This is a genomic window from Marinifilum breve, assembly GCF_003202155.1.
GTDB lineage: Bacteria > Bacteroidota > Bacteroidia > Bacteroidales > Marinifilaceae > Marinifilum > Marinifilum breve.
The window spans coordinates 92,454-113,040 of the sequence record NZ_QFLI01000011.1 but is presented as its reverse complement, the minus strand read 5'-3'; the positions used below and the strand labels follow the sequence as shown (position 1 = coordinate 113,040).

Here is a 20,587-nt window from a genome sequence, read left to right as displayed (position 1 = left end):
GATCGAAAATATCTTTCAGAATGTTGTTGATAGTCTTTATTTAAATATCTGTAAAAAGATTATGCGATTTTTGCAATTTAGAATGTTTATTTAAACGGACTTTTTTATTTTTACCCGGAATTATCCCACACTTTATCAAGTAAATATTTTGAATAATTAAGTGATGAGGGGGTGAATATTCCACTTCTTCCGAATTGTTGCGCCTTTTAGCCAAGTCGGATTTGTGTTTTTTACACCTGGAAAAATAAATTAATAATGGAAGCAAGACTTCAAGAAGCAAAAGATTCAATCAGAGACGTGATTGACTTCCCAAAGGAAGGAATCGTTTTTAAGGATATTACTACAATGTTGAAAGATGAAAAACATTTGGCAACATTGGTAGAAACATTATACGAGCAATATAAAGACAAAGGAATTACCAAGGTAGTAGGACTTGAGAGTCGCGGTTTTATTTTGGGAACAGTGTTGGCTTACAAATTAAATGCTGGATTTGTGCCAATTCGTAAACCAGGTAAATTGCCTGCTGCAACTTATTCTGAAAAATATACATTGGAGTATGGCGAGGATGAAATTCACATCCATCAGGATGCGTTAACAGAAGATGATGTTGTTTTGTTGCATGACGATTTGTTGGCAACAGGAGGAACAGCTGCAGCTTCTATCAAGCTATTGGCAAAATGTGGTGTGAACAAAGCTTTTGTAAATTTCCTTGTGGAGCTTGACTTCTTAAAAGGTCGTGATAAGCTAAATACTGAATTCAAAGTAGATTCTTTATTCCACTTTTAAGGAGTTTTACTTTTATATGATATGCGGCCAACAATCATTCAAAATTGTTGGCCTATTTTTGTAATACAAAATCAATAGATCATGCAATATTCCATTTCTAAAGCCAATAAAGTTCTGGAAGGAAGAGTTGTACTTCCATCGTCGAAAAGTATTTCGAACCGAGTTCAGATAATTAATGCTTTAAGCAATAGTTTCGAACCGATTAAAAACCTATCGGATTGTGATGATTCGAGAGCAATGCAAAACATTCTATTCTCGAATACCAATACTTTTGATGTGGGGCATGCAGGAACAACCATGCGTTTTTTGACTGCCTACTTGTCGAAAATTGTTGGAGAATGGACTTTGACAGGATCTGATAGAATGAAAGAACGTCCCATTGGTGTTTTGGTGGATGCATTAAATTCTTTAGGAGCTCAAATTTCTTACCTGGAGAAAGAAGGCTATCCGCCTTTAAAGATTTTTGGATCAAATATCACTGGTAAAGAAGTAGAGCTGAAAGGTGATACCAGTTCACAATACATATCGGCACTTTTATTAATTGCGCCAACTCTGGAAAATGGATTGCGCATTAAATTAAAAGGGGATGTGGTTTCACGATCGTACATCGAAATGACTCTGAATATTATGGAAGAGTTTGGTGTAAAATCGGAATTTAAAGGGCAAGAAATATTTGTTGCCAAACAAGCTTACCAAAGAATTCCGTATACGGTTGAAGGCGATTGGTCAGGAGCATCATACTGGTGGTCGTTTATGGCATTGGCCGCTGAAGGGAAATTGTACCTGGATGGATTGAGAAGAAGAAGTTTCCAGGGGGATTCGGGTTTGGTACCTGTGTTCGAAAAGTTGGGTGTGAAAACACAATTCTCGAAACGAGGCATGTTTATTGAAAAGAAGGAGAGCGATTGCAAAAAGTTGGTGTATGATTTTTTGCAAATGCCCGATTTGGCTCAGACTTTTGCCGTGTGTTCCTGTTTAAAAGGAATTTCTTTTCACTTTAAAGGACTAGAGACTTTAAAGATTAAAGAGACCGATAGAATTCACGCCTTAATTACAGAGCTTGGCAAGTTGGGATATGTACTTCATGAACCAGCAGAAGGTGAGTTGGCCTGGGATGGAGAACGAAAAGAGGAGGATGAGAAAATTGTGATCGAAACCTATCACGATCATAGAATGGCCATGGCATTTGCTCCGGTTGCCATCTTACGAAACGATGTTTTGATTGACGATCCGCAAGTGGTGAAAAAATCTTACCCTGAGTTTTGGGAACAGTTAAAGTCTTTAAACTTTGAGGTAAAAGAAATATAATATTAGAAGCTCGGTTTGATTCCGAGCTTTTTTTATGCTCACTAACACTTGATGGAAAAGTGTTTTAAATCTTTTGAAAGCAAAGCCGTCAGCTTGTATGAGCTTCAAAACTTTTTTGAATACCATCATGAAAGCATGAAATATCTTCCTGACTTTTTTGAATGCCAACATGAAAGTAGGAGATAGCTTCCTGACTTTTTTTAGTGCCATCGACAATGCTTGATGGTGTTTCCAGGGTTTTTTGAAAGCCATCATGGAGTGGAGAATGATTTTTGGCTCACAAAAAATTGAATCCACAGCACGTGATGAGGCTCAAAAAGTTTGAGAAGTGCCTTCCTGAGGTTAGGTTGGCATTCAAAAAAGTTCAAAAGGGCATTTGTGAGTTGTGGGTGAGGCTAAAAAAAATCAAATACAGCTTTCCTGTTATGTTGATGGCATTCAAAAAAGTTAAGTAGTGCTTTCGTATTTTTGGTTTGGTTCTAAAAAAAGTTGGGAAGTGATAACCGCAATGTTCCAAAGCTTTCAAAAAAGTTGGGAAGTGTTTTTCCTTTCGGTGTTTTGGATTAAAAATACTGGAGAAGCTATTTCAAGATAGAGGGTGTGGATTCAAAATATCGGGTTAATAACAATTTATTTTAAGATTTCCCCAAAAAAAGAAAGAGGAGCCCCGATAGCTCCTCCATTCCGTACATTAAAAATGTATCTGATCTAAATTATTGCCTAATTGCAGTTTCCAAACCAATTTCAATCATCGTGTTCAAAGTGGTTTGACGCTCATCAGCACTTGTTTCTTCTCCTGTAAGGATGTGATCACTTACAGTCATAATTGCTAGTGCTTTTGCGTTAAATCGAGCAGCTAGAGTGTACAATGCAGTAGCTTCCATTTCTACAGCAAGAACTCCGTAATCTGCCCATAGTTTAAATGGTTCAGGATTGTTGTCAAGGTCGTGATAGAAAATATCAGAAGTTAAAGTTGATCCAACTTTTACATTTACACCTTTTTCAACTGCAGCTTTGTGTGCATCGCTTAACAATCCAAAGTCAGCACATGGAGCATAATCCATTCCTCTAAATAAATTCTTGTTGATTGCAGAATCGGTACATGATGTCATCGATAAAATTACGTCGCGTACGTGAACATCTTTGTTGAATGATCCACAAGTTCCAATTCTAATCAAGTTTTTTACACCATATTGGTTGATTAACTCATGAGCATAAATAGAGATTGATGGAACTCCCATTCCTGTTCCTTGAACCGAAATTCTTTTTCCTTTGTAAGTTCCGGTAAATCCAAGCATGTTTCTTACTTGGTTGTAGCATACTACATCTTCCAGAAAGTTATCAGCAATGTATTTTGCTCTTAGTGGATCGCCTGGTAAAAGTATAGTTTCGGCAATTTCGCCCATTTTTGCTTCGTTGTGTGCACTCATGGTATCCTTTTTTAAAAATTACTAATAAAGATAATCGTTTTACGTATAAAATGAATCATACCGCAATTAATATTGCGCTTTACTCGCTTTCTAAAAAAAGAGAATGGATTATAAAATGGGTTGGACGGTAGTATGCTTTTTGATTTTTAAGCAGGCGAAATTATCTCTAACACAATCTGCTTAAAAATTTAAAGCCGAGCACAAAAGTAATCTTTTTTTGTAAATAAGTAATTCTGATTTGATTTTTTTAAAGCTAGTTTCTTTTTTTTGCGAAAAAGCTTTTGATGAGTTCTGAGCTTTCCTCTTCTAATATGCCAGATACCACTTCGGTTCTTGGGTGAAGGGGAGAAGGCGTAAATCGTGAGAAGCCTCTTTTTTCGTCGCCAGCGCCATAAACAATTCTGGAAATTTGCGACCAGGCCAAAGCGCCTGCGCACATGTTGCAAGGCTCCAAAGTAACGTAAAGGGTGCAATCTTTTAAATACTTTCCGCCCAAATAATTTGCGGCCGAAGTAATGGCTTGCATTTCGGCATGGGCGGTTACATCGTTCAATCGTTCGGTTAAATTGTGCGAACGGGCAATTATTCTATTGTTACTAACGATTACAGCACCCACAGGAATCTCATCTTCTTCGAAAGCTTTGTAGGCTTCCTGCATGGCTTGTTTCATAAAATATTCATCGGAGAAGGGAGTAATTGTATCGTTCGAATTCATAAATAATCTTTTTTATAAATCTGTTAATGAAAGCTATTCTGTTTCACAAATTGTTAGTATTTTCGCAAAGTTAACAAAACCAGTAACAAAGAATGAATTCCATTTTAGAATTGATGGTGTGATTTGGATGTTCTGGTGTGGAATTTTAAAAGCTAAGAGCTAATAGCTAAAGGCTAAAAGCTAATTTAATTCAATTAATTGGTAAAAGATGTACAGAACTCATACTTGCGGAGAATTAAGAATTGAGAATGTAAACGAAACGGTAACATTAAGTGGTTGGGTGCAAAAAGCACGCGATTTGGGTGGAATGACTTTTGTCGATCTTCGAGATCGTTATGGCATTACACAGTTTGTTTTCAATATGGAAACAAATGCTGAATTGTGTGAGCAAGCTCGTAAGCTAGGACGTGAGTTCGTTGTTGCCATTACAGGTAAGGTTGCAGAAAGAGAAAGCAAAAACAGTAAAATGTCTACTGGTGATGTAGAAATTATTGCTGAAAAACTTGAGGTGTTGAGCAAATCGGCTTTGCCTCCATTCACAATTGAAGATGATACCGATGGTGGTGATGAGTTAAGAATGAAATATCGTTACCTTGATTTGCGTCGTTCTTGTGTTCGCGAAAATCTTGTGATGCGTCATAAAATGGGTATCGAGGTTCGAAATTATCTTGACCAATTAAACTTCATCGAAACAGAAACTCCTGTTTTGATTAAATCTACTCCTGAAGGAGCACGTGACTTTATCGTTCCATCGAGAATGAATCCGGGTGAGTTTTATGCATTGCCACAGTCGCCACAGGTGTTTAAGCAATTGTTGATGATTTCTGGTTTCGACCGTTACTATCAAATTGTAAAATGTTTCCGCGATGAGGATTTGCGTGCCGACCGTCAGCCTGAGTTTACTCAAATTGACTGCGAAATGGCATTTGTGGAGCAAGATGATATCTTGAATACTTTCGAAGGATTGACCAAAAACTTATTCAAGAAATTGAAGAATGTGGATATCGATTACGATTTCCCACGTATGGATTACGCTACAGCAATGGAAAAATATGGTAGCGATAAGCCAGATATCCGTTTCGGTATGGAGTTCGTTGACCTTAGTGTTATTGCAAAAGGAAACGACTTTAAAGTATTCGACGAAGCAGAATATATTGGAGCAGTTTGCGCCGAAGGATGTGCAAGCTATACTCGTAAACAATTGGATAAATTAACTGATTTTGTAAAGCGTCCACAAATTGGTGCTAAAGGATTGGTTTACGTGAAGTATAACGAAGATGGTTCATTTAAGTCATCGGTAGATAAGTTCTACAGTGCTGAAGACCTACAAAAGTGGTCCGAAGCTTGTAATGCAAAACCAGGCGATTTGATCTTGATTTTGGTTGGTGATAAGAAATCAACTTTATCTCAACTTTGTGAGTTGCGTTTGGAAATGGGTACTCAGCTAGGTTTACGCGATAATAATGTATTCAAACCAATGTGGGTTGTTGATTTCCCTCTATTGGAATGGGATGAGGATTCTCAAAGATATCATGCAATGCACCATCCATTTACTTCTCCTAAAGCAGAGGATTTCCACATGTTGGAAACAGAGCCAGGAAAAGTTCGTGCAAATGCTTACGACCTTGTTATTAATGGTGTTGAAATTGGTGGAGGTTCTATTCGTATTCACGATACCGATTTGCAAGCTCAAATGTTCAAGCATCTTGGATTTACCGATGAGGAAGCAAAAGCTCAGTTCGGTTTCTTAATGGATGCATTCCAGTATGGTGCACCTCCTCATGGTGGTATTGCTTTTGGTTTCGACCGTTTGGCATCATTGTTCGCAGGAATCGAATCTATCCGTGACGTAATTGCATTCCCTAAAAACAATTCAGGTCGTGATGTGATGATTGATTCACCTTCAACTATTGCTGACGAGCAAATGGTGGAGCTAGGACTTGACTACAGAAAAGAATAATTTAAAATTCAGATAAAGAAAAACCCGATCAATCGATCGGGTTTTTTTATGAGGCAATTTATAGTGTCGTTTCTTCTTCGTTTTCTTCACTTGAAGAAGTTTCTCTTTTTATCATGTCTTGGTACATTCTTCTCATGAATCTGGTACCGTATTTTACAGCTTCATCTTTGCTTGTAAAATTCCCTTTAATTAGTTGGTGAACACTTAATTCTTCGTTTGGATCATCTGTATAGTAAAAGATACTAACATTAGGCCTGCTGCCTTTCTTTTTGATGTCCATGCCAAACCAGGTTTCGAATACCTGATCATCAACTTTAATATGACGTTTAAACTTTATCATCTCTTTAAATTTTATCAGCTGCGAAGTTAAGCTAATTTTTCGAATTGGAAATGGGTCACTGATAGTAAATTATACCATTTAAATTTCAGAGTGAGCTTTAGCGAAACTGTGGAATATTAAATTGAAATGCCGATATATAATTAGTTAGTCTTTTGGAGTAATGCGAACAAAAGGCTCCTACTAATTAATAATCGGTATTACAAACACAAAAAAAAGAGAGGTGTGATACACCTCTCCGTATTATTGGTTGTTACAAATATTATAAAGACAATTGTGGGTGGAGAACTTCACTTGCGATTTCATCGAATCTTCCTGAAAAATTTTCCGAACACCAGTTTTTAAGAGCGGCTACTTCTGATGGTTGTAACCATTTAAGAGCCTTAATAAGTTCTTTTCGAAATAAGCCTAAGTCAAAGCTGACATTAGATAGTACAATTTTTGTTTGTTCAAGCATTAATTTTTCTTTTTGTTTTGAGCCTGCATTCGAATATACCAAAATCTTTATTGAAATATTGAATGCATTAACAAGCCTTAACATTATTTAGGATTTGGGTAATTCAATTTTTAAGGTTTCTTAATGCCATAGATTTGTGAATTTTAAGCATAAAAAAAGGAGCCATTAAAGCTCCTGATCCTGTTTGTTTTCCAATTGTTTCATCTTTTTTTCTACGTTGTTCAATAATACCATCGTAAGCGTAAGAACGAACATTACAACAAGTTCGATGTAAACACCTGTTCTATCCGGCGCTTCTGCATTAGCATTTAAAAGATTAAAAATTGCGGCTACCATTATTAAAAAGGTAGACATGATCAGAAGAAACTTTATCAATTTCATAATTGTATAGTTGATTTTTCGTTGACCGAAATTATTAAAATTCTCGTTCAATAAAAAGAAAAAGCAATAAAAAAGGCTTTCGTTATGAAAGCCTTTTGAGTTATTTAATCTTCAACAAATTCTGGTTTTGTTAATTCTAGCCTGTTTTTTACAGGGTTTGCGTAAATCTCAAAGAAGATCTGGTGTAATCTTTCCATGTCTTCAGCACGATCTTCGATTGTAGCAATTTTCTTCTCCATGTGTTTAAGGAACAATTCTTTTTCCTCAATGGTATACTTGTCAAGAAACTCTTTGCTGTTGTTAACAATGTCGTATGCAATATAATTATCAGGCCACAATTTGTAATTTTTGTGAATTCTGTAATCAATTAAATCAGCAAGAGCTTTGAATTTATCTTTGCTTTCATCCATATCTTCAATGGTATCCAACATGTGAGATATTGGTTTGCCGATATTGAAGTGAACACGACCTTTTTCGTTGATCATTCCGCGAATCATACTTCTTAAGTCATCTTTCGCAGTTTTTTGATACCCAGATTCAGTTTCTTTTAAATGAACCTCAAGAGTTTTCATTGCATCGCAAGGTTCATATTCATAAGAAATGGCAACAGGAACAATTCTTAGGTTTTTAAAGTGAGAACAAAATTCTTTTCCGCCACTCATTTGTAGCATTTTTAAAAGACTTTGTTGGGTTCTGTCATCACCATCTTTTGTTCTACCTTCACGTTGAGCAATCCAAATTGAGGATTTCTTGGTGTTTAAGGCAAAGTTAATGTAATTGGAAAGTTGTTTTGAACTTTCCAACATTTGGCGAACAGTTACATTTCTGTTTACGACAAAACTTTTGTTCAGCTTTACTAAATCAGCAATCCAAGGCTGAATTAATAAGTTGCTTCCAATTGCAATTTCAGTAGTTTCAAAACCATGGTGATGCATCATTACATTAAGCAATGCTGAATCAAGGATAATATCACGATGATCAGAAATGAATAGATAACTTTCGTTAGGGTCTAAGTTTTCCAATCCGTCAATTGTGATTCCTTTGGTTGTGTTGTCGATAATGTGTTGCGCCAATCGGATAATAAAATTACCCTGAAATTCCTTGATGGATTTCACTTCGCTCAAGGCTTTTTCTATCATTTCTTTTGTGAAACCAGGAAAAAGTTGCTGCGCAAACTTAATAAACGCTTCTTCTTGAAGAAGGCGATTAATTACTTCAACTACCTCTGAATCGTTATATGGTCTTATGTCATCAAAATCTGATTCGGTGATCATTCTTTGGTTGAATTAGTTTTTTAAGGAGTGGCAAAAATAAGCATTATATGTGTAAATCTAAGAAAATGTAGCGATTTTTTGGATTTCAAGCTCTTAAATCTGTCTGAAATTCAAAGATTTGGATTTTAGGATAACAGGTTTAGGGGTGTGATTTTGATAGTGATACAAACAGCATGTGCTCAAAGTTGTGACTGACAAATCGGCACTAATATGAAATGATTATATATTGGCAAAGAATTTGATCCACTTGAATTGAAATAATAAAATGAGAGAATATGAGTATTTGGATAGTTTTTATAGGATTTACTTTGTTGAGTTGGCTGGTGAGTCATCAGTTGAAGTCACGATTTCAAAAATACTCTCAAATTCCTACCTCGAATGGAATGAGTGGAAAAGAGGTGGTAGAGCAAATGTTGAGAGATCATGGGGTAACAGGAGTTAGGATAGGATCGGTGAGTGGGCAGCTGTCAGATCATTACAATCCAGCAGAGAAAACCATTAATTTGAGTCAGGAAGTGTATCATGGACGAAATGTTGCAGCTGCAGCAGTTGCTGCTCATGAAACAGGGCATGCAATTCAGCATGCGCAGGCTTATTCGTGGTTGCAAATGAGATCCGCTTTGGTGCCAGTGGTGAGTTTTAGTTCGAAATGGTTGCAGTGGATTTTATTGGCTGGTATCATCATGATTAATTCTTTTCCTGAGCTTTTACTTGCAGGTATTGTAATGTTTGCCGCAACTACATTGTTTAGTATTATTACTTTGCCAGTTGAAATTGACGCCAGTAATAGGGCTTTAAAATGGTTGAAGACAACTGGGATTACAACCTATGAATCGCAAAAAAATGCAGATGATGCATTGCGATGGGCAGCTTACACCTATATCGTGGCTGCATTATCCTCATTGGCTACATTGATGTATTATGTGATGCTCTACATGGGAAGAAGAGAGTAGATGTTAGAATAAATTATAATAGAAAAGGCTTCATTGTAAATGGAGTCTTTTTTTTGTTTGTACTAATTAATCTTTTTTTATTTTTAATGGTTCAAAATAAAAATAAGATATATGGGTAGATTTATAAAATACGGCTTTGTAGTCACTTTTATTTGGGCAGGCTTTATTCTTGCCATTAGTTTTATGGAAGCTTGGGTTAAATTTCGTGCAGAATCACTAGATACTCCAACAGCTTTAGATGTGGGAATGCATGTGTTTGGGGCATTAAATTTTGTAGAGCGGATTTTTACTGCCATTATGCTGGTGTACCTGTTTGTATACTATGCCGATAAGGTGGTTGTGGTGACCGGGATCACAATCTTTACATTTATTGTGGCGCAATCGGGTTATCTCCTTCCGGAACTTAATGAGCATGCACAATTAATAATGCAAGGAATGCAGCCCGAAAAAAGCTCGGTTCATATAATGTATATAGTGATGGAAGTGATTAAGTTGCTTGCTCTTTTTGTTCTTGGGTACAGACAAGTTAAAACATATAAAAACATGTAAAAGATATAGAGAAAAGAATTATTATCTCGTCACAAGTTGTTGTGGCTTATTACCTCAAAATATAAACCGAGGTTTGTTGTATTTATACGGCAAGCCTCGGTTGTTTTTTAATAGCCTATTTATTCTCCGATTGTTATCGAAAGCTTTCTTATTTCTGTGTTAGTTCTTTTTTATCTTTCTCTTCTAGATAATATCCTTCACGGGAAAGAAGATGATTCAGGTTCGCAATTCCATATACCACAACGGCTGTTACGATAGAAGAATGTTCCTGGTATTCTGCAATGCTCATGTTGTACAAATCTCTCTCGGTATGCCAGATTTCCCTGTAGCTGAAATCATATCCAAAATGATCGGTTTTTCCAAATTCCATTGTAGGAACGCCTGCTACGGCAAATGGACCACTATCTGTTCCCCATGGTGTTTTAGGGCGCTTGGTTGGCTTTCGCTTTTTAAGTATAAAAGGAATATTTGGATTAATTGTTGATAGAGGTTTACAGATCTTTTCCATATCGTCCCACATGGCTTTTGTGACACTTAAGCTTGTTGTTGCTGTTGGTCCGCTGTCGCGGTTAAACATGTTGGCAATTTTATCCAGCTTATCCTGATTTGTTTTGATCCAATGTTTTGAACCTAGTAAGCCAAATTCTTCTCCTGCCCATAAACAAACCAGAATTGTTCTTTTGGGTTTTCCTCCTGCTTTCATTATTAGGCGGGCGGCCTCCATGGCTGGCGAAACACCAGATCCATTATCAACACCTCCTGTTGCAATATCAAAAGCATCCAAGTGTCCACCCATAATTACATACTCATTTGGGTATTTGCTTCCCTTGATGACACCAATTACACTATGGTATTTCACAGGTCCCATTCTAAAATGATTGCGAATATCAAACTCCAGTTCAAATCGCTGACGTTCTTTTGCCATTTGTGCAATGGTTTTATATTGATGTTCATTTAGTTTGATGTCTGGAATTTTGGGTAGTGTCTCGAAAGTCATATTCATTAGGTTCTTTCGGTCGTACATGGCAGTAATTGGAAGTTTTGCAGATTGAATAATTCCTAGAATGCCCGCATCTACCATTTGTTTGTAAAATAAGGCTGGCTCTTCTTTCAAAGGAATTAGTTCAATTTGTTCTCCATGTCTGTTTCTCCAGTTGATTCTTCTGATGCTGTCGTTTTTCTTCTCAATCTTTGCATTTTCCGCGCGAATTTCTGCTCTATGTTCTTCAGCTTTTTCCGAATAATCGATTGGCCATCCTTTGTTTTTTCCACCGATAAGCACCCATGCTCCTTTTAATTTGCCCTTCATTCGATCGAATTGTCGCTGGGTTTTTGGTTCTAACAGTACATGGCCTTTTTGTACTCCTTTTGTCCCTACAGTGTACGAAGGAGTTGCAAAGTGAAGGTGCATGTTGTCTCCGCCAAGCATTCTCCCGAACCAAGGACCACGATTAAATCCCACTGGTAAACTGCCAACTTCATCCATGATGACCTCCATGCCCCATTCTTTGAATTTGCTTGCCGCCCATTCTGCAGAATTGTCATATGCATTTGAACCGATTAACCTTCCTCCAAATCGGTTACTCAGAATGTCGAGGTGGGACATGCACTGATTATCATTTTTTCCGATTTCGATAATTTTTTTGACTACAGGATCTTTTTGTCCAAAGGAATTGTGACCTGCCAGAATTAAAATGGCAATGACAATGATTTTTAGGTTGCGTTTCATAAAAAGTGTGTTTTGGTTGTTTAATTAAAGGTTGAATTGTGAGCACTAAAAGTAGTGAAATCAATTGAGCTGATATGATGTTAAGATATGTTGAATGGCAACTTGATGTGATTTTGTATAATTAGCTTGGATTACGTCATTTTAAGCTTCATGCTGTATAACATATGCTTAGAATGATTCTGTATTACATGTTTTGTAGCAGTTACTTTTTTTGTATGTGATTTATTATTTGTGATTTTTTGAAATAAATAGTTAAAAATACAACAAGGAAATTGGATTTTTTAACGAAAAATTGTTCGATCTTGATCTTGTTTAGAATGGTTTTACGCAATAAATGTTTCTTGGTTTTTTCGTTTAGAATCAGTCTTAATATGAAGATTTGCAATCGTTTTCAAGAAATGAATATTCCGTTATCTTTGTCATTGAATTAATCAATGTGATTTCTGATTTTCCTTGAAAATAATGGGATGAGAAGAAATCTCTCCAAAAAATTATTTCAATGAACAAGATAATCTCAATTAACGAAGCAGTGTCGAAAGTAAAAGACGAAATGACTCTTATGATTGGAGGCTTTATGTCTGTAGGTACTGCAAATAATATGGTTGATCAGCTGGTAAAAGCTGGTGTTAAAAATTTAACTATCATTTGTAATGATACTGCTTTTGCAGATAAAGGTCTTGGTAAATTGATTGCTAATAAGCAAGTGAAGAAGGTAATTACTTCTCATATTGGTACCAACCCTGCAACTATCGAGCAGATGAATAATGGTGAAATTGAGGTTGAGTTTAGCCCTCAAGGAACGCTTGCAGAACGTGTTCGTTCAGGAGGGGCTGGCCTGGGAGGTGTTCTTACTCCAACTGGTTTAGGTACCATTATAGCTGAAGGAAAAGAAGTTGTAAAGGTCGATGGTAAGGAATATTTGCTTGAGAAACCTTTACGTGCTGATATCGCATTGATTGGTGCAAGTATCAGTGATAATCAAGGAAACTTGATTTACAAAGGAACCACTCAAAACTTTAATCCGTTGATGGCTACTGCAGCTGATTTGGTAATTGCTGAGGCGGAAAAAATGGTTGAAGTTGGAGAGATTAGCCCTGAACAGGTAAGAACTCCTTCAATCTTTGTGGATTATATCGTTAACAACAACTAAACTAATATAGACAAATGGAAAAGGCAATGATTAGAATGCGTATGAGCTCTCATGACGCACATTATGGTGGAAATCTTGTTGATGGAGCAAAAATGCTTCAATTATTTGGTGATGTAGCAACAGAACTATTAATCCGTCGTGATGGTGACGAAGGATTGTTCGCAGGTTATGAAAATGTTGAGTTTTTAGCTCCTGTTTATGCTGGTGATTATATCGAAGCAGTTGGTGAAATTATTAAAGAAGGAAATTCAAGTCGTAAAATGACTTTTGAAGCTCGTAAGGTTATCGTTCCTAGAACTGATATCTCTGAATCTGCTGCAGATTTTCTTGAAGAACCAGTAGTAGTTTGTCGTGCTACAGGAACTTGTGTTACACCTAAAAATTGTCAACGTAAATAATATACTGCCATGGAAAAATTGATCATCACAGCTGCTATTTGCGGCGCCGAAGTAACTAAAGAGCATAATCCAAATGTACCTTACACTGTAGAAGAATGTGTTCGTGAAGCAGGTTTAGCTTTCGAAGCTGGTGCAAGTATAATTCACCTTCATGTTCGTGAAGATGATGGTACTCCTACTCAAAATAAAGATCGTTTTAAAGCGGTTATGGATGCGATTCATGCAAAATATCCAGATGTAATCATTCAGCCATCGACTGGTGGAGCTGTTGGAATGAGCAACGATGAAAGATTGCAGCCAACAGAGTTGAATCCAGAAATGGCAACTCTCGATTGCGGTACTTTGAACTTTGGAGGAGATGAGATTTTCGAGAATACTGAAAATACCATCAAATACTTTGGTGAAAAGATGATCGAAAGAGGCATTAAGCCTGAGTTGGAAGTGTTTGACAAATCAATGATTGACATGGCACTTCGTCTTCACAAGAAGGGATACATCCAATCGCCAATGCACTTCGATTTTGTAATGGGTGTAAATGGAGGTATTTCGGGAACACTTCGTGATTTTGTTTTCTTGCGTGAAAGTATTCCTGCGGATGCCACATATACTGTAGCTGGTATTGGACGTTTTGAATTCCCATTAGCAGTTGCTGCTATTATTGATGGAGGTCACGTTCGTGTAGGATTTGAAGACAACACAATGATTGCAAAAGGTCAAGTTGCAGAATCAAATGGTCAATTGGTTGAGAAAGTGGTTCGTTTGGCTAAGGAATTAGGTCGCGAAATTGCTACTCCAGCTGAGGCAAGAGAAATTTTAGGATTAAAACAAAAATAGAGGACAGTCTTTGTACTTGATACTAATATAGAAAATGAACAAAGGAAATAAATACGGAACTCATAGAGTACTTGAACCAAAAGGTACTCTTCCACAGCCAGCTCAAAAGTTGGATAACACAATGTCGATTTACGACAATGAATTGTTGATTGATGTTCAGACTTTGAATATCGATTCTGCAAGTTTTACTCAGATCAAAGGTGCTTGCGATGCTGATACCGCTAAAATGGAAGAAATGATTCTTTCAATTGTTGGCGAGAGAGGTAAAATGCAAAATCCGGTTACCGGTTCGGGTGGAATGTTGATTGGAACCATCAAAGAAGTTGGCCCTAATTTCCCAAATCAGGATTTAAAGGTTGGTGATAAGATTGCAACATTGGTTTCTCTATCATTAACTCCTTTAAAAATTAATAAAATCAAGAATATAAATGTTTCTAACGATCAAGTTGATGTTGATGCAGAAGCAATTTTATTCGAGAGTGGTTTGTATGCAGTTCTTCCAACTGATGTTCCTGAAAAATTAGCTTTAGCAGCTTTAGATGTTGCTGGTGCTCCTGCTCAGGTTGATCGTTTGGTAAAAGAAGGCGACACTGTTTGTATCATCGGTGGAGGTGGTAAATCGGGTGTGCTTTGCTGCTACCAGGCTATGGAAAAAGTTGGTCCTAAAGGAAAAGTAATCGTTGTAGAATATTCTGAAGAGAATGCACAGCGTATTAAAGATCTTGGATTGGCTCACGAAGTACTTGTTGGTGATGCAACTGATGTGATGGATGTTTACACAAGAGTTACTGAAATTGCAGGTGAAGAAGGATGTGATGTTGTAATTAACAACGTGAATGTTGCTTCAACTGAGATGTCTTCAATCTTGATAACTAAAGACAGAGGCTGCGTTTACTTCTTCTCAATGGCTACATCATTTACTAAGGCTGCTTTAGGAGCTGAAGGTGTTGGTAAGGATGTTGACATGATTGTAGGTAATGGATATGCAATTGGGCATGCCGACCTAACTTTAGATATTATTAGAAAATCAGAAGGAATTAGAGAGTTGTTCGAAAAATTATACGTGTAATGGCTAACAACAGTAGAAGAAAAGAATTATTTCCAGAGGTAACTGACATTCAGTGGAACGATTGGAAATGGCAGGTGAGAAACCGTATTGAAACTTTAGAACAACTAAAGAAATACGTTCATCTTACAGAGGAAGAAGAAGAAGGAGTTAAAAAATCATTGGCAACTTTGCGTATGGCAATTACACCATACTACTTGACTTTGATTGATCCTGAAAATCCAAATTGTCCTGTTCGTAAGCAAGCGATTCCTACTGCAGCAGAGGTTCATAAGGCAGATGCTGATCTATTGGATCCATTGCATGAGGATGAGGACTCACCAGTTCCAGGATTGACTCACCGTTATCCGGATCGTGTATTGTTCTTGATTACTGATATGTGTTCGATGTATTGTCGTCACTGTACTCGTCGTCGTTTTGCAGGTCAGTCAGATGCTTCAACTCCACAAGATAATATCGAGAAAGCAATTGAATACATTGCAAATACTCCACAAGTTCGTGATGTTGTTCTTTCTGGTGGTGATGCTTTATTGATCAGCGATGATAAGTTAGAATACATCATTAGCCGTTTGAGAGATATTCCTCATGTTGAAATTATCCGTATTGGTAGCCGTACACCTGTTGTATTGCCACAGCGTATTACTGATGGTTTGGTTAATATGTTGAAGAAGTATCATCCAGTTTGGTTGAACACTCACTTTAACCACTCAGACGAAATTACTCCTGAAGCGGAAGAAGCAGTTGCACGTTTGGCTAATGCTGGTGTACCATTGGGTAACCAATCAGTATTGTTGAAAGGGATTAACGATTGTGTTCACGTTATGAAGAAGTTGATGCATAACTTGGTAAAGAACAGAATTCGTCCATATTACATCTATCAGTGTGACCTTTCTATGGGATTAGAGCACTTCAGAACACCAGTATCGAAAGGTATCGAGATTATCGAGAACCTTCGTGGTCATACTTCTGGTTTTGCTGTGCCAACTTTCGTTGTTGATGCTCCAGGTGGTGGAGGTAAAACTCCGGTAATGCCTCAGTATGTTGTTTCACAAAGCCCAGGTAAAGTGGTGTTGAGAAACTTCGAAGGGGTAATCACAACTTATACTGAGCCTACTCATTACGAAGACAAATGTACTTGTCCGGAATGTGCAATGGATGATCACCGCGAAGGTGTTGCTTCATTGTTACATGGTGAGAAATTGGCAATTGAGCCAGATCATTTAGCAAGAAAAGAAAGAAATAAAAAAGAAGATGCCCTTTCTTAAGGACATAGAAAAATATAAAAGTCTTTCAATTGTTGGACTTGAAAAGAATACCGGGAAAACCGAGTGTTTGAATTATGTGCTGTCCCGATTAAGGGACAGCCATAAACAAATTGCCCTGACTTCCATTGGTATCGACGGTGAAAATCGTGATCAAGTCACACAAACACATAAACCTGAAATTGAATTGAGTGAAGGAATGATGTTCGTAACATCTGAAATTCATTACGCCAAGCGCAGATTGTTTGCAGAAGTTATTGATGTTTCGAATCAGACCACTAGTTTAGGAAGATTGGTAACTGCTAAGGCAATTCATTCAGGAAAAGTGATGTTATCGGGACCTGCTAACAATGCAGAAATTATCAGGTTGATTGCTGATTTAAAAGAAAAGGGTGTTGACCTTACCATTGTAGATGGTGCGCTATCTCGTAAAAGTTTAGGTTCACCTGCGGTTACCGAAGCCATGATTTTGGCTACAGGAGCAGCTTTGTCGGCAAACATTCCTCAATTGGTTTTCAAAACACAATATGTGTATGATTTAATTCAGTTGGCTGAGATCAATCCTGAATTGAAACCAAAATTTAGAGGAATTGAAAATGGAATTTGGGCATTGGATGAATCAGGAGAAATTAAGGATACTGGCATTTCATCTGTATTGATGATCAAAAACAAAAAGGACCAACTGTTTCAGCATGGCACCGATTTTTTTGTGAGTGGAGCAATTACCGATCAGTTTCTTGATTTCCTGAAGAATCAAAAGCAGGTAGATAAAATCAGATTAATTACCAGGGACTTTACAAGAGTCTTTGCAAATCCTGAAACCTACTATGCTTTTGTAAAAAGAGGTGGTAGAATTCAGGTGTTAGATAAAACCAATTTGCTGGCGATTACCATTAATCCGGTTTCGCCTGATGGTTACAATTTAAATTCAGATGAATTAAAGCTGGCTTTGGAAACAAAACTACAAGTGCCGGTTTACGATGTAAAGAAAATAGTTGGAGCAAATGCAGTTTCGTAAAGCAATATCAGAAATAAAAGGATTACAATATCTGGCTGAAGAGTTGGATTTGAAATCACCAATGGGAAAAAGATTTCTCATGGATACTGATATGTTCTGTTCCGAAGCTGAACTGAATATTGAGTATGGCTTGCTTGATCAAATCACACAAGCTGTAAAAGCCGATCAAAAGGTAATTTCAGATATTCAGTCCAAACTATCTCACCTGAGAGAAATTCGCGGTAGTGTTGACAATTTAAAGAGCAACCTGGTTTTGGATGATGTTGAGTTGTTTGAAATCAAATCTTTTGCAATGAATTGTCATGCTGTTTTAAACCTGCAAAAGGAGTTAAAACAGGTGGTGATTGAATTGCCGAACCTTAGTGGTTTGATCGAAATTCTTGACCCGCAAAATACCGGAATCCCTTCTTTCTACATCTACGATGATTATTCATTGGAACTGGCAGAAGCAAGAAAAGAATTGAGAATTGCCAAATCAACGAACGGAGATTCAGAAATTAAGTTGGAAGATTTGTTCTGCAAAGCTCAGGAAATTGAGTCGAAAGTTCGTGAAGAAATTTGTACCAAGATTCGAAGCTTTGCAAGCGATTTGGAGATTGCCATCAGAAAACTTGCTCATTTGGACTTGTTGATTGCAAAGGCAATGCAGGCAATTCAACTGAATTTTAACAGACCGGAATTGGTAAAAGAAAGTACAAGCTACATTGGGATGTTTCACCCAATGGTTAAGCATGAACTTGAAAAACAGAACAAGCAATATCAGGCAATTGACATTGAGTTGCAGAAATCTGTTTGCTTGATTACAGGTGCGAATATGGCAGGCAAAACAGTCGTGTTAAAAACATTGGCTCTTTGCCAGTATCTGTGTCAATTTGGATTTCATGTTCCTGCCACATCAGCGCAAATTAGTTTGGTAGACCAGGTACTACTTTCGGTAGGCGATGAGCAATCAGAACTGAGTGGCTTATCATCTTTTGCATCAGAAATGATGAACGTGAGCAAAATGGTTGAGGAATCGAAAAAGCACAGTAATGTGTTGATTCTAGTTGATGAACTGGCAAGAACAACAAATCCGGTAGAAGGGCTGGCAATAGTGAATGCCGTTGCTGATATCTTCTATCAGAACAATATTAGAAGTGTGATTACCACTCACTACAGTGGATTAAATTCTTATTTCAGAAAACTACGGGTGAAAGGTCTGGATAAGGATTTGGGTGATAAAATCATTACCCAAAAGAATATAAACAGTTACATGGATTATTCATTGGTGGAGGACAACACAGGGGAAGTTCCTCACGAAGCACTACGAATTGCCTCTTTACTTGGAATTAGCAAAGAGATTGTTGAAGGAGCGCAGAACCAATTGAATAAGAAGGCTAGCAAGGAAGAAATTTTATAATGGATAAATTGAATATGCAAAGGAGTAAACTAGGTCTTGACTTTGAAAAAGTTGGACACGCCAAAGAGGTGTCTAAGCGAATTGCAGACGATGTTCAGAAATTCGTAGACAACTACTCAACCGTTGCTGTTGAGCGTACTTTGTGTCGTTTGTTAGGAATCGACGGAGTTGATAACAACGAGGTGCCACTTCCAAACGTGGTGGTTGATTCTATCAAGGATAAAGGAGTATTAAGTGAAGGGGTAATGTTCTTCATTGGTAATGCTGTTCTTGAAACAGGCTTGAATCCACAGCAAATTGCTGAAAAGATTGCTGAGGGAGAATTGGATATCACTACTCTTCCGGTTCGTCCTGCTGAAGATATTAAGAATGCGATTCAGCCATTTGTTGATGAGAATATCACAAAAATTAGAGAACGTAAAGCGAAGAGAGATAACTACCTTAATACAATTGGTGAAGGTCCAAAACCTTACTTGTATGTAATTGTAGCTACCGGTAACATTTACGAAGATGTTATTCAGGCTGAAGCTGCAGCACGCCAGGGAGCTGATATTATCGCTGTAATCCGTACAACTGGTCAGTCATTACTTGACTACGTTCCTTACGGTGCGACTACTGAAGGTTTCGGTGGTACTGTTGCTACTCAGGAAAACTTCCGTATCATGCGTGCAGCGCTTGATAAGGTAGGTGAGGAAGAAGGCAAATACATCCGTTTGTGTAACTACTGTTCTGGATTGTGTATGCCTGAAATTGCAGCAATGGGTGCTTTGGAAGGTTTGGATGTAATGTTGAACGATGCATTGTACGGAATCCTTTTCCGCGATATCAACATGCAGCGTACAATTGTTGACCAGTACTTCTCAAGATTATTAAATGGTTTTGCTGGTGTAATCATTAACACTGGTGAAGATAACTACCTGACTACTGCAGATGCTTTTGATGAGGCTCACACTGTATTGGCTTCTGACTTTATCAATGAGCAGTTGGCGTTGGTAGCAGGTTTACCTGAAGAACAAATGGGACTTGGGCACGCATTCGAAATGACTCCTGATTTGGAGAATGGTTTCCTTTATGAGCTTGCGCAAGCACAAATGATTAGAGAGATCTTCCCGAAAGCTCCTCTAAAATATATGCCTCCAACGAAATTTATGACTGGTAACATTTTCAAAGGAAATGTTCAGGATGCATTGTTCAACCAGATTTCAATTTGGACAGGACAAGGAATTCAATTGCTTGGTATGCTAACCGAAGCAATTCACACTCCTTTCATGTCTGACAGATACCTTTCTATTGAAAATGCCAAGTACATCTTCAGCAACATGAAGAGCATTGGCGATGAAATGGAATTCAAAGAAGGTGGTATCATCCGTCAGAGAGCTGCCAAGGTTCTTGATGATGCAACTGAATTGGTTGAAAAGATTGAGAAAGAAGGATTGTTTACCGCTCTTGAAAAAGGAATTTTCGCTGACATCAAGCGTCCTTTAGATGGTGGTAAAGGTTTAGATGGTGTTGTGGAAAAAGGAAGCAACTACTTCAATCCGTTTATCGAGATTTTGCATAAGAAATAAATTAATTAGAAAG

The 20,587-nt window shown here is 37.4% G+C and carries 20 protein-coding genes; 13 read left to right on the top strand and 7 right to left on the bottom strand.

Going from position 1 to position 20,587, the window contains the following annotated elements:
* Window positions 1–255 precede the first annotated feature (255 nt).
* On the top strand, window positions 256–786 hold the full coding sequence (locus tag DF185_RS19695) for an adenine phosphoribosyltransferase (protein ID WP_110362864.1): 531 nt from the start codon (window positions 256–258) through the stop codon (window positions 784–786).
* 81 nt (window positions 787–867) lie between these two features.
* The gene (locus tag DF185_RS19690; RefSeq protein ID WP_110362862.1) at window positions 868–2,094 is read left to right on the top strand and encodes a 3-phosphoshikimate 1-carboxyvinyltransferase; all 1,227 of its coding nucleotides are present in this window, start codon (window positions 868–870) and stop codon (window positions 2,092–2,094) included.
* Between the two features lie 713 nt (window positions 2,095–2,807).
* Here the strand turns inward: DF185_RS19690 and deoD are convergent.
* Both deoD and DF185_RS19675 read right to left on the bottom strand, forming a co-directional pair.
* A complete protein-coding gene (gene deoD / locus DF185_RS19680) occupies window positions 2,808–3,524 on the bottom strand; it encodes a purine-nucleoside phosphorylase (protein WP_110362858.1) in 717 nt (238 codons plus the stop codon).
* A 253-nt stretch (window positions 3,525–3,777) separates the two neighbouring features.
* On the bottom strand, window positions 3,778–4,239 hold the full coding sequence (locus DF185_RS19675; protein ID WP_110362856.1) for a nucleoside deaminase: 462 nt from the start codon (window positions 4,237–4,239) through the stop codon (window positions 3,778–3,780).
* A 208-nt stretch (window positions 4,240–4,447) separates the two neighbouring features.
* Between DF185_RS19675 and aspS the strand changes: the two genes are divergently transcribed.
* Window positions 4,448–6,199, top strand: a complete 1,752-nt coding sequence (gene aspS, locus DF185_RS19670; protein ID WP_110362854.1) for an aspartate--tRNA ligase — start codon at window positions 4,448–4,450, stop codon at window positions 6,197–6,199.
* Between the two features lie 58 nt (window positions 6,200–6,257).
* Here aspS and DF185_RS19665 read toward each other — a convergent pair whose 3' ends face one another.
* From DF185_RS19665 to DF185_RS19650, 4 genes are all read right to left on the bottom strand, one after another.
* On the bottom strand, window positions 6,258–6,539 hold the full coding sequence (locus DF185_RS19665; RefSeq protein ID WP_110362852.1) for a hypothetical protein: 282 nt from the start codon (window positions 6,537–6,539) through the stop codon (window positions 6,258–6,260).
* Between the two features lie 259 nt (window positions 6,540–6,798).
* Complete coding sequence (locus tag DF185_RS19660; RefSeq protein ID WP_207784709.1) at window positions 6,799–7,077, bottom strand: hypothetical protein; 279 nt, start codon at window positions 7,075–7,077, stop codon at window positions 6,799–6,801.
* An 81-nt stretch (window positions 7,078–7,158) separates the two neighbouring features.
* On the bottom strand, window positions 7,159–7,374 hold the full coding sequence (locus tag DF185_RS19655; RefSeq protein WP_110362850.1) for a hypothetical protein: 216 nt from the start codon (window positions 7,372–7,374) through the stop codon (window positions 7,159–7,161).
* Window positions 7,375–7,478: 104 nt separating this feature from the next.
* Complete coding sequence (locus DF185_RS19650; RefSeq protein ID WP_110362848.1) at window positions 7,479–8,648, bottom strand: 1-acyl-sn-glycerol-3-phosphate acyltransferase; 1,170 nt, start codon at window positions 8,646–8,648, stop codon at window positions 7,479–7,481.
* Between the two features lie 275 nt (window positions 8,649–8,923).
* Here DF185_RS19650 and DF185_RS19645 point away from each other — a divergent pair, with 275 nt between their 5' ends.
* Window positions 8,924–9,601: a zinc metallopeptidase gene (locus tag DF185_RS19645; RefSeq protein ID WP_110362846.1), complete on the top strand. Its 678-nt coding sequence runs from the start codon at window positions 8,924–8,926 to the stop codon at window positions 9,599–9,601.
* 111 nt (window positions 9,602–9,712) lie between these two features.
* Entirely contained in the window at window positions 9,713–10,150 is a 438-nt protein-coding gene (locus DF185_RS19640) for a hypothetical protein (RefSeq protein ID WP_110362844.1), read from the top strand.
* Window positions 10,151–10,298: 148 nt separating this feature from the next.
* Here DF185_RS19640 and DF185_RS19635 read toward each other — a convergent pair whose 3' ends face one another.
* A complete protein-coding gene (locus tag DF185_RS19635) occupies window positions 10,299–11,879 on the bottom strand; it encodes a M28 family peptidase (RefSeq protein WP_110362842.1) in 1,581 nt (526 codons plus the stop codon).
* Window positions 11,880–12,378: 499 nt separating this feature from the next.
* On the opposite strand from DF185_RS19635, the gene DF185_RS19630 reads away from it, so the two are divergent.
* Genes DF185_RS19630 through kamD form a run of 8 tightly spaced genes read left to right on the top strand, consistent with a single transcriptional unit; the run spans window position 12,379 to window position 20,574 of the window.
* Complete coding sequence (locus DF185_RS19630; protein ID WP_110362840.1) at window positions 12,379–13,029, top strand: CoA transferase subunit A; 651 nt, start codon at window positions 12,379–12,381, stop codon at window positions 13,027–13,029.
* 14 nt (window positions 13,030–13,043) lie between these two features.
* Window positions 13,044–13,427: a 3-aminobutyryl-CoA ammonia lyase gene (gene kal, locus DF185_RS19625; protein WP_054718840.1), complete on the top strand. Its 384-nt coding sequence runs from the start codon at window positions 13,044–13,046 to the stop codon at window positions 13,425–13,427.
* Window positions 13,428–13,436: 9 nt separating this feature from the next.
* A complete protein-coding gene (gene kce, locus DF185_RS19620; protein WP_110362838.1) occupies window positions 13,437–14,261 on the top strand; it encodes a 3-keto-5-aminohexanoate cleavage enzyme in 825 nt (274 codons plus the stop codon).
* A 34-nt stretch (window positions 14,262–14,295) separates the two neighbouring features.
* The gene (kdd, locus tag DF185_RS19615) at window positions 14,296–15,330 is read left to right on the top strand and encodes an L-erythro-3,5-diaminohexanoate dehydrogenase (protein ID WP_110362836.1); all 1,035 of its coding nucleotides are present in this window, start codon (window positions 14,296–14,298) and stop codon (window positions 15,328–15,330) included.
* Complete coding sequence (kamA, locus tag DF185_RS19610; RefSeq protein WP_110362834.1) at window positions 15,330–16,592, top strand: lysine 2,3-aminomutase; 1,263 nt, start codon at window positions 15,330–15,332, stop codon at window positions 16,590–16,592. The genes kdd and kamA overlap by 1 nt, the downstream gene beginning before the upstream one ends.
* A complete protein-coding gene (kamB, locus tag DF185_RS19605) occupies window positions 16,579–17,607 on the top strand; it encodes a lysine 5,6-aminomutase reactivase subunit KamB (protein ID WP_110362832.1) in 1,029 nt (342 codons plus the stop codon). Before kamA ends, kamB begins: the two co-directional genes overlap by 14 nt.
* Entirely contained in the window at window positions 17,594–19,006 is a 1,413-nt protein-coding gene (gene kamC, locus DF185_RS19600; protein WP_110362830.1) for a lysine 5,6-aminomutase reactivase ATPase KamC, read from the top strand. The genes kamB and kamC overlap by 14 nt, the downstream gene beginning before the upstream one ends.
* On the top strand, window positions 19,006–20,574 hold the full coding sequence (gene kamD, locus DF185_RS19595; protein ID WP_207784708.1) for a lysine 5,6-aminomutase subunit alpha: 1,569 nt from the start codon (window positions 19,006–19,008) through the stop codon (window positions 20,572–20,574). Before kamC ends, kamD begins: the two co-directional genes overlap by 1 nt.
* The last annotated feature ends 13 nt before the right edge of the window (window positions 20,575–20,587 follow it).